At 37.9% G+C, this 8,683-nt stretch carries 11 protein-coding genes and 2 tRNA genes; 3 read left to right on the top strand and 10 right to left on the bottom strand.

Annotation, left to right across the window (positions count from 1 at the left end):
* Positions 1–182: 182 nt before the first annotated feature.
* Genes purB through mnmA form a run of 3 tightly spaced genes read right to left on the bottom strand, consistent with a single transcriptional unit; the run spans position 183 to position 3,287 of the window.
* The gene (gene purB, locus H5120_RS10760) at positions 183–1,553 is read right to left on the bottom strand and encodes an adenylosuccinate lyase (protein ID WP_182671573.1); all 1,371 of its coding nucleotides are present in this window, start codon (positions 1,551–1,553) and stop codon (positions 183–185) included.
* Positions 1,554–1,584: 31 nt separating this feature from the next.
* Positions 1,585–2,187: a high frequency lysogenization protein HflD gene (hflD, locus tag H5120_RS10755; RefSeq protein ID WP_024594681.1), complete on the bottom strand. Its 603-nt coding sequence runs from the start codon at positions 2,185–2,187 to the stop codon at positions 1,585–1,587.
* The gene (mnmA, locus tag H5120_RS10750) at positions 2,187–3,287 is read right to left on the bottom strand and encodes a tRNA 2-thiouridine(34) synthase MnmA (protein ID WP_002962705.1); all 1,101 of its coding nucleotides are present in this window, start codon (positions 3,285–3,287) and stop codon (positions 2,187–2,189) included. The genes hflD and mnmA overlap by 1 nt, the downstream gene beginning before the upstream one ends.
* Positions 3,288–3,648: 361 nt before the next feature.
* Between mnmA and H5120_RS10745 the strand changes: the two genes are divergently transcribed.
* Complete coding sequence (locus H5120_RS10745; RefSeq protein WP_182674356.1) at positions 3,649–4,920, top strand: sensor domain-containing diguanylate cyclase; 1,272 nt, start codon at positions 3,649–3,651, stop codon at positions 4,918–4,920.
* 1 nt (position 4,921) lies between these two features.
* Here H5120_RS10745 and H5120_RS10740 read toward each other — a convergent pair whose 3' ends face one another.
* Genes H5120_RS10740 through H5120_RS10710 form a run of 7 tightly spaced genes read right to left on the bottom strand, consistent with a single transcriptional unit; the run spans position 4,922 to position 8,061 of the window.
* Positions 4,922–5,359 (bottom strand): NUDIX hydrolase, encoded by a 438-nt coding sequence (locus H5120_RS10740; RefSeq protein WP_182671576.1) that lies wholly within the window; start codon positions 5,357–5,359, stop codon positions 4,922–4,924.
* Positions 5,352–6,038, bottom strand: coding sequence for a pseudouridine synthase (locus H5120_RS10735; protein WP_182674355.1), 687 nt, complete (start codon positions 6,036–6,038; stop codon positions 5,352–5,354). The genes H5120_RS10740 and H5120_RS10735 overlap by 8 nt, the downstream gene beginning before the upstream one ends.
* Entirely contained in the window at positions 6,038–6,367 is a 330-nt protein-coding gene (locus H5120_RS10730; RefSeq protein WP_002962700.1) for a TusE/DsrC/DsvC family sulfur relay protein, read from the bottom strand. Before H5120_RS10730 ends, H5120_RS10735 begins: the two co-directional genes overlap by 1 nt.
* Positions 6,368–6,370: 3 nt before the next feature.
* Positions 6,371–6,637, bottom strand: coding sequence for a DsrH/TusB family sulfur metabolism protein (locus H5120_RS10725; RefSeq protein WP_002962698.1), 267 nt, complete (start codon positions 6,635–6,637; stop codon positions 6,371–6,373).
* Positions 6,634–6,990, bottom strand: coding sequence for a DsrE family protein (locus H5120_RS10720; protein ID WP_182674354.1), 357 nt, complete (start codon positions 6,988–6,990; stop codon positions 6,634–6,636). Before H5120_RS10720 ends, H5120_RS10725 begins: the two co-directional genes overlap by 4 nt.
* Positions 6,987–7,340 carry a sulfurtransferase complex subunit TusD gene (gene tusD, locus H5120_RS10715; RefSeq protein WP_024607063.1) on the bottom strand — a complete coding sequence of 118 codons (354 nt, stop codon included), beginning with the start codon at positions 7,338–7,340 and terminating at the stop codon, positions 6,987–6,989. Before tusD ends, H5120_RS10720 begins: the two co-directional genes overlap by 4 nt.
* 55 nt (positions 7,341–7,395) lie before the next feature.
* On the bottom strand, positions 7,396–8,061 hold the full coding sequence (locus H5120_RS10710; protein ID WP_182674353.1) for a Bax inhibitor-1/YccA family protein: 666 nt from the start codon (positions 8,059–8,061) through the stop codon (positions 7,396–7,398).
* 251 nt (positions 8,062–8,312) lie between these two features.
* Here H5120_RS10710 and H5120_RS10705 point away from each other — a divergent pair.
* Together H5120_RS10705 and H5120_RS10700 are read left to right on the top strand one after the other, a co-directional pair.
* A tRNA-Ser gene (locus H5120_RS10705) sits at positions 8,313–8,403 on the top strand.
* A gap of 83 nt (positions 8,404–8,486) precedes the next feature.
* Positions 8,487–8,577, top strand: a tRNA-Ser gene (locus H5120_RS10700).
* The last annotated feature ends 106 nt before the right edge of the window (positions 8,578–8,683 follow it).

Below are 8,683 nucleotides of genomic sequence, written 5' to 3'. Positions count from 1 at the left end.
ACAGCGTCGACAACTTGTAATTTAAAGCCTAATGAATAATCTCGTTGTGTTCGTTTGATCGGTGTATTATTTGACTTGGTCATAATAAGTCCTATATGTGTAAACATATTTCAGGACGAGACAGTTAAAACAAAAAAAGCGAAAGGATAATCCTTTCGCTTTTTAAAAGAGTAATTTAGTTTTTAAACTAAGTCATCAATAAACTCAACAGCACGACCAATGTAATTAGCAGGTGTTAGTTTTTTCATTTCTACTTTAGCGTGCTCTGGAAGGTCAAGACCATCGATAAAGTCAGCCATTATTTCTTGATTTACACGTTTACCGCGTGTTAAATCTTTAAGTTTTTCGTATGGCTTTTCAATACCATATTTACGCATAACTGTTTGAATCGGCTCGGCTAGCAATTCCCAGTTTTGATCAAGCTCGTCTGCTAAACGTTGCTCGTTTACTTCAAGCTTGCTCACACCTTTAAGTGTTGATTGGTATGCAATAATCGCATAACCCATACCTACACCTAAGTTACGTAATACCGTTGAATCGGTAAGGTCACGCTGCCAGCGAGAAACTGGTAATTTTTGTGCAAGGTGAGCAAAAATAGCGTTTGCTAAACCTAAGTTACCTTCTGAGTTTTCAAAATCAATTGGGTTAACTTTATGCGGCATTGTAGATGAACCAATTTCGCCCGCAATTGTTTTTTGCTTAAAGTGATTAAGTGCAATGTAGCCCCACATGTCACGGTCAAAATCGAGCAAAATAGTGTTAAAACGTGCAATTGCGTCAAACAACTCTGCAATATAGTCATGCGGTTCAATTTGTGTAGTAAATGGGTTAAGTGTTAAACCTAAGCTTGATACAAATTTATCTGCGTGAGTATGCCAGTCGTAATCTGGGTATGCACTAAGGTGAGCGTTGTAGTTACCAACAGCACCGTTAACTTTACCTAGCATTTCTACTTGTTCAATTTGGTCGCGTTGACGCTTTAAACGCATGTATACGTTAGCAAACTCTTTACCCATCGTTGATGGTGTAGCTGGTTGCCCGTGCGTACGAGTCATCATTGGGATTGCTTTGTATTCAATCGCTTTTTCTTTAATTGCACTTAAAAGTTCATCGCAATAAGGAAGTAAAACCTTGTTACGTGCTTCGCTAAGCATTAAACCATGAGATAGATTGTTAATATCTTCTGAAGTACAAGCAAAGTGAATAAATTCATTGATTGCATGAAGCTCACTGTTATCGGCTACTTTTTCTTTTAATAAGTATTCAACCGCTTTAACATCGTGGTTTGTAGTGCGTTCAATATCTTTAACGCGCTGTGCATCAGCTTCGCTGAAGTTATCTACAATAGCGTTAAGTAGTGCATTTGCTTGCTCACTAAATGCAGGTACTTCTTTTATATCGCTTGCTGCAGCTAACGCTTGCAACCAACGCACTTCAACAATTACGCGGTATTTAATTAAGCCAAATTCGCTGAAAATACTGCGTAGTTCAGTGGTTTTGCTGCCGTAGCGACCATCCACTGGAGAGATAGCCGTTAACGCTGAAAGCTCCATAATAACTCCTAAATTTTAGTTTGAACGATAGTTAAATTTTTGTTTTAGCAATGGCGAGTATTTTTCTTTTTGAAAAGAAAAAGTGACGGCGTTTACCGCCCATTTGTCGCCATAATACTGCACTTCTAACACCGGCTAGTAATAGGGCACGGATTTTATTTTGAGTGAGCTGCTGTTTTAATAACTCGGGTTTACCATAAACCTGTATTCGGTGCCCAAGGGGGCTCAGCACCGACGAGTATATATCTGCTAAACCGGCAACAACGCTCTCGTCGGTAATAGCAAAATGATCTAAACGACGATGAATATCATCAATTCGTTTGCCTAATTCGTTTAAGCTCTTGTCGTTTGCATTTAGTGCACGCTCAAGCTGCATTAAACCACCTACGTACTTTACTATTTCAACATCTTTTTGAGCGCCTGCAGTAAGCTGCGCCATTAATGTTTTATAGCCATCACGTAGGTTATCTGTACCTTGATAAACGTCCTCTGGAGATTCAGGAGATGTTTGAATAATACTTGAAAGTAAGATTTCTAAATCGTGTTCGTTGTTGCTGCCGTATTGGGCAATTTTTTGAACTTGTTTAGCAACCTGGCACATGGCGGCAAGCGCCATGACTTGGTATTCATTCATTACTTAATCACCGAGTCAATAATACCACCACCTAAACACACATCTTCTGCATAAAATACGGCAGATTGACCTGGCGTAACTGCTTTTTGTGGTTCGTCGAATAATACACGAGCCATGCCGTCTTCACCTACAAGTAGGGTACAGCTTAAGTCTTCTTGACGGTAACGTGTTTTAACTGTGCAGCGAGTGGTGCCTTTAGGGCCAACGCGGTCTACCCAATGTAATTGGTTTGCATTAAGACCATTACTGTATAGGCGAGGGTGATCTTTGCCTTGGCCAACAACAAGTACGTTACGTTCTAAATCTTTATCAACTACGTACCATGGTTCGCCAGAACCTTCCTTCATACCACCAATTAACAAGCCTTTGCGTTGTCCAAGCGTGTGGTACATTAAGCCTTCGTGCTCGCCTACGTTGTTACCGTCAGTGTCTTCGATAACGCCAGGTTGCGCTGGTAAGAACTTTTGTAAAAAGTCTTTAAATTTACGCTCACCGATAAAGCAAATTCCGGTGCTGTCTTTTTTATCGTGAGTGATTAGGTCTTGTTCTTCTGCTATGCGGCGTACTTCTGGTTTTTCGATATCACCTACAGGGAATAACGTTTGGCCAATATGTTCATGGCTTAGGGTATATAAGAAGTAGCTTTGATCTTTATTGTTATCGAGTCCGCGACACATTACGTATTTGTCATCGCGAAGTTCACGGCGAACGTAGTGTCCGGTTGCAATAAAGTCAGCACCGAGTGCTTGAGCCGCAAATTCTAAAAAGGCTTTAAATTTAATTTCTTTATTACACATTATATCTGGGTTTGGAGTACGACCCGCTTTGTACTCTGCTAAAAAGTACTCAAATACATTATCCCAGTATTCAGCAGCGAAGTTTACTGTGTGAAGCTCAATGCCTAATTTGTCGCATACGGCTTGTGCATCTTTTAAGTCATCAGCGGCAGCACAGTATTCATCATTGTCGTCTTCTTCCCAGTTCTTCATAAACAGGCCTTCTACTTGGTAGCCCTGTTGTTGTAATAAATATGCAGATACAGAAGAATCAACACCGCCGGACATGCCAACAATGACTTTAATGTGACTATTTTCGCTCATGAATAATTTCGCTTATACAGATTGCTGTTAACTTGGAAAGGCCGCGATTATAGCATGTATTTTGTTTGAGCTTAAAGAGCGTAGGGCGGCAAAGGACATAATTTGTCGCTATTTTATTTGTATAACAAATAGCAAACTAGACTTAAACGCATTATCAGGCTTTAACTTTAGTAATATTAAAGTGATCTTTACTAATAAATTAAGACTATAGAATAATTCATGTAGTTATTGAGTTTTATTAATAGTATTTTCTTTCAAAACTACTAGGGTAAATATACACTTAATAAAAATAAAATAGTGGTGGGTATATGGTTGTAAACCACTTTAAAGCCGCTTGAAATATAGTCAATGGAATGAATATATGAATTATGCCTATCAAATAAACAAGATAAATTCTTTAGTCGAGCATTACACACAAAAATCTGATTTTGTGGATAGCGAATTACTTTCTAGCAAGACGACAGAGTTTAAAAAATCAGCCTATCATCTTTTTTATGAGTTAATAAAACTCAAAAACCCTCATATTTACCAAGAGCCAAACCATGTACATGAATTATTTAGCTTAATAAAAGGTTCAACAGTTAAAAAGAAAGTTGAGTTAAAGGTGCTTGAGCATTTAGAGCACTGGTGGCTTGAATGGTATTTCGCCTTAGAAATGGACGAAAAGCTTAGTATAGAAAAAAATGATATGCCAATGAGTTACTTGCCTCAAAGTACACTCAACCCTATGCGCAAACATGAGATAAGCCACTACGCTAGGTTATTTACCGTTTTGCCAATGCCAGTATGTAATGTATGTGCTAAGACGGGCGATATTTTGAAAGTTAATCAACGTTTTGTAGATGTTTTTGGTTATACAGTAGAAGATGTGCCGAATCTTAAATCATGGTGGGAAAAAGCGTATCCAGATCCCCAATACAGAGCACTTGCAAAAGAGCTGTGGCAAGACTCACTTGAAAAGGCACTAAATAACAATAACGACATACCTGCAAATAACTATCGAGTGTCTTGTCGTGATGGTTCGCAAGTGATGATGGAAATTTCAGGGATTGATATAGGTGAAGAGTTTTTAGCTGTTTTTAATGATGCAACAGAGCGTTTAGAAGCAGAGGATATACTTAGGGATATGGCCTTTTTGGATGCATTAACCAAAATTGCAAATAGGCGTCGGTTTGATGAAAAGCTAACGCATGAGTATGAACGAGCAAAAGAATGCGAAGGCATGCTATCGATGATTATTATCGATATTGACCATTTTAAACAATTTAATGATCGGTATGGGCATGTAGCGGGCGATACGTGTTTATATGACGTGGCTCAAAAAATTGCTTCAACGGTTAGTCGCCCAGAAGATTTTGTGGCGCGCTATGGTGGAGAGGAATTTGTTGTTTTACTTCCACAAACAGATAGGCAAGGAGCGCTGTTTATAGCAGAGCAAATACAAAAGGCTGTAGAAAGCTTAGCTATTGCTCACCAAGATAGCTTTACCGGATTTTTATCAATAAGTATGGGCATTAATACCATTAGCAACTATACAAATAGTAATGAAATCAGCTTTGTTAAAGCCGCTGATAACGCCCTTTATTATGCTAAAAAACAAGGACGTAATTGTATAGCGCTAAGCTCAGAGTAAATCAATTATAAATAGTTTCTAAGCTTAACGGTGGTCGATTCAAGCTGTCGTTAATGCACTTGAGCACTAAAGGGCTTCTAAGAGGTAATGATTTTATTTGCTCTAATGTATGCCAGCTAGCGCTGATGATGTCGGAATCCATTGGTGTTGGTGCTTTTATATTATTAGGCGCTTCAAATAAAAAACAGAACCGTAAATAGTGCACTGCGTTATCAGCATGCAAATTATACACACCTAAAAAGCCAATAGGCTCAAGCGCTAAGCCGGTTTCTTCAAGTAGCTCTCTGCTTGCAGCTTGTGCAAGCGTCTCATTTTTCTCTAAATGACCCGCAGGTTGATTGTAACAAATTTGCTTTGTAAATTTATCGCGCTCTTTTACAAGTAAAAACTCATTTTGCTTTTTTACTATTGCTGCAACCGTAACATGCGGTTTATGCATCAACTACGCCCTTAATTACTTTGTATTCACCACAATTAATATCATCCAACGTATAGTTGCCAATACTGTAGCGAATAAGGCGAAGTGTAGGGTGGCCTATATGCGCGGTCATTCGACGAACTTGTCTATTTTTACCTTCATTAATGGTAATACTTAGCCAAGTAGTGGGGATTGCTTTTCGTTCACGTACAGGTGGATTACGAGCCCAAATTGTTGGTTCATCAATTATTTTAATGTTAGCGGGGAGTGTAAGCCCGTCTTTAAGTTCTACGCCATTACATAAATCATTAATTGATTCACTCGTTGGTTCACCCTCAACTTGTGCCCAGTAGGTTTTATTCGTTTTTTTATCAGGAGCAGTTAAGGAGTTTTGTAATTTTCCACAGTTTGTTAAAAGCAATAAACCTTCACTGTCTCTGTCTAACCTTCCTGCTGCGTAAACTTCTTTAATAGGAATAAATTCAGCAAGCGTTTTTCTGTCTGCGTCATCTGTAAATTGGCATAGCACATCAAACGGCTTGTTAAATAACACAATTTTTCTGTCTTTAGATGCTATTTGCGGCTTTATTTCTCTTTTACCAGATGGCGTTTTGTTAAGTGCACTGCGTGAATAAGTACGCCCAGTACTTCTTTTTGGCTTGGCTTGTGTTGCATGATTATTGCCTGATTTAGATCTCATTATATGCACCTAGCTGGTTTTGGTAATCCGGCTATTTTTGTTGCTTGCTTGGCTGGGCCTTTAGGAAATAATTTATATAAATAAAGGCTATTTCCTTTATCTTCACCGAGTGCTTTAGCCATTGCTTTTACAAGCATTCTAATTGCTGGACTGGTGTTATATTCAATGTAAAAATCACGAACAAAGTTAATAACTTCCCAGTGCTGCTCACTAAGTGTGATGTTTTCTTGAGTAGCAATTATAGGCGCCAGCTCCTTTGACCATAAAGTATGGTCGAGCAAGTAGCCTTGTTTGTCGGTTTCAATCTGTTGGTTGTTAAATTCAAGCATGAGTTACCACGTAATTGATTGATTAGTTGATAAAGTGATTGCCACAAAGTCTTCATAGCTAATTGCTTTATCGTTATCTGCTAATTTTATTGCACGTACTTGCGCGTCTTGTTCAAGTATTAACAGTGTATCTGCAAATTGTCTAAATTGTTTTTTTGCAAAGCAGGCATCACCAACAAGTAGTACCTTATCGCCTGATAAAATTAAATTCTCAAGCTGATTTGCCGAGTAATAGTTAAGTGGCTTTGAAAAAATATGTAACGTACTCATAGATTCACCACATGTTGCTGCGCTTTAATTAGTGTTTGTTGTTGACTAAAGTTAAGAGCTTTTGCCTCTATAAGTAAATCATGTTTATTTAAACCATAATCAAGCAATGATTTTTCACACACGAAAATATTTTCAACATCATAAATTTCGAGCGTTTTAATATTTTTAAAAAAGTCTTTTAAGCCAATAATGTTTGGTTGCTGATGCTTTTTTAAAGCCAAAACGGCGGGGCCGCTAAACAACCAACTTACATTTTGGTCAACAGCAGCAAATATCAATGTCATATCTAGTGCATCACGAATATTTAAATCGTCAAATGGGCTGCAGTGACTCATTACTAATACGTTTATCATTTAAATTGCACCCATTTATCTGCGTCGCTTGCAAGCATTGCAAATTCAGCTAACCCTGCGACTTTAAATACACCTGTGTTTTTAATATCTAACCCGCGCTTTTGCGCGGCGGTAACACACAGCATTAAATTTAAATTTTGATCAGCGAGTTGCTGCCAAAGTGCTGAAATTTGAAGTTCGTCTGAGGATAAATCAAAGTGGGTAGATGCATGATAAATACCTTGCTGGTATAAAAAAATAGCATCAATGGTGTGCCCTTGGGCTAAACATGCGTTCGCAAATTTAACTATGCGTTGCGTGGTATCGTGATCGGATGGTGGTGTATGTAATGAAAGAACAAAGCGTGCCAAAACAATTCCAATAAAAAAGCCCCAATAAAGGGGCTATTTTAACAGAACTATTTAATTAGTCATCACTTGCGCCAAGTAGAGCAAGCAAAGAAGTAAATAAGTTATATACGCTTAGGTATAAAGACACTGTTGCGCGAATGTAGTTAGTTTCACCACCGTTTATGATTCGGCTTGTATCAAATAAAATCAAACCAGACATAATCAGTACAACCGCTGCATTAAGCACCATAAACATCAATGAACTGCCAATAAAAATATTAACGATGCTTGCTACAATCACAACGATTAAGCCAACAGTTAAAAAGCCACCCATGAATGAGAAGTCTTTTTTAGTATTTAGTGCATAAGCAGATAAACCCAAAAAGATAAGCGCTGTAGAACCTAAGGCTTGCATAATAAGCATTGGGCCATTTGGTAATGCAGCATAATGGTTAAGCAATGGACCTAAGCCTGCCCCCATTAAACCTGTGAAAGCAAACACCCAAAATACACCAGATGCTGTATCTGCTTTTTTATTTACAACAAATAATAAACCGAACGAAACGAGTGTAAACACAATTCCCATAAAGTAAGGTAATTGTAGTGCCATTGAAATACCGGCTGTAACTGCACTAAATGCAAGTGTCATAGCTAGTAAAAAGTAGGTGTTTTTAAGTACCTTGTTTGTTTCAATGGTAGACATTACCGGTTTCGCGGTATTGTACGATTGATTAAACGCCATTGTAGAGCTCCTTTAAGTGAAACGTGTGTGTTTCGATAATTTAACTAAAATTAGATTACCAACTCTTATATGTTTGGGCAAACCTTTGTAGATCAATAGAGTTAAATATTTAAATAAAAGTATATTGACGGCTAAATTAAAAACATTTTGTTTTAACTTTAAACAAATTAATTGTTTTTTAGGCACTTAAACAATTAATTTAAAAAAAAGCTTCACAAAAGGGATGGGTTTCCCTATTATGCAGGCCGTGCGGAGAGATGGCAGAGTGGTCGAATGCACCGGTCTTGAAAACCGGCATGGGTTTATAGCCCATCTAGGGTTCAAATCCCTATCTCTCCACCACTTATTTAATAAGTGAGTGGTAATTAAAATATCATTCATTTAAATAGTTATAAGTACACTCTTACTTTTAGCTTAGCAGTATCGGAGAGATGGCAGAGTGGTCGAATGCACCGGTCTTGAAAACCGGCATGGGTTTATAGCCCATCTAGGGTTCAAATCCCTATCTCTCCACCATATAACAGAATAGCCCGCTAATTTAGCGGGCTTTTTTGTGCCTGTAAAATAAATAAGTGCAAATAGAAATTGTGCGTTTTGTCATCATAAATTACGACCATAGTCT

Origin of the sequence: Pseudoalteromonas sp. SR43-2 (genome assembly GCF_014163885.1) — a bacterium.
In the GTDB taxonomy this organism is placed as follows: Bacteria; Pseudomonadota; Gammaproteobacteria; order Enterobacterales; family Alteromonadaceae; genus Pseudoalteromonas; species Pseudoalteromonas distincta.
Note: the sequence above shows the minus strand (reverse complement) of the source record. Positions and strands in the feature narration are given on the sequence as shown.

Bases quoted from the DNA above. Each gene is read 5' to 3' on its own strand.
- H5120_RS10725 (WP_002962698.1), bottom strand. From the start codon at position 6,637: ATGAGTACGTTACATATTTTTTCAAAGCCACTTAACTATTACTCGGCA.
- H5120_RS10735 (WP_182674355.1), bottom strand. From the start codon at position 6,038: ATGAGATCTAAATCAGGCAATAATCATGCAACACAAGCCAAGCCAAAA.
- mnmA (WP_002962705.1), bottom strand. From the start codon at position 3,287: ATGAGCGAAAATAGTCACATTAAAGTCATTGTTGGCATGTCCGGCGGT.
- H5120_RS10710 (WP_182674353.1), bottom strand. From the start codon at position 8,061: ATGGCGTTTAATCAATCGTACAATACCGCGAAACCGGTAATGTCTACC.
- purB (WP_182671573.1), bottom strand. From the start codon at position 1,553: ATGGAGCTTTCAGCGTTAACGGCTATCTCTCCAGTGGATGGTCGCTAC.
- H5120_RS10720 (WP_182674354.1), bottom strand. From the start codon at position 6,990: ATGATAAACGTATTAGTAATGAGTCACTGCAGCCCATTTGACGATTTA.
- H5120_RS10745 (WP_182674356.1), top strand. From the start codon at position 3,649: ATGAATTATGCCTATCAAATAAACAAGATAAATTCTTTAGTCGAGCAT.
- H5120_RS10740 (WP_182671576.1), bottom strand. From the start codon at position 5,359: ATGCATAAACCGCATGTTACGGTTGCAGCAATAGTAAAAAAGCAAAAT.
- H5120_RS10730 (WP_002962700.1), bottom strand. From the start codon at position 6,367: ATGCTTGAATTTAACAACCAACAGATTGAAACCGACAAACAAGGCTAC.
- hflD (WP_024594681.1), bottom strand. From the start codon at position 2,187: ATGAATGAATACCAAGTCATGGCGCTTGCCGCCATGTGCCAGGTTGCT.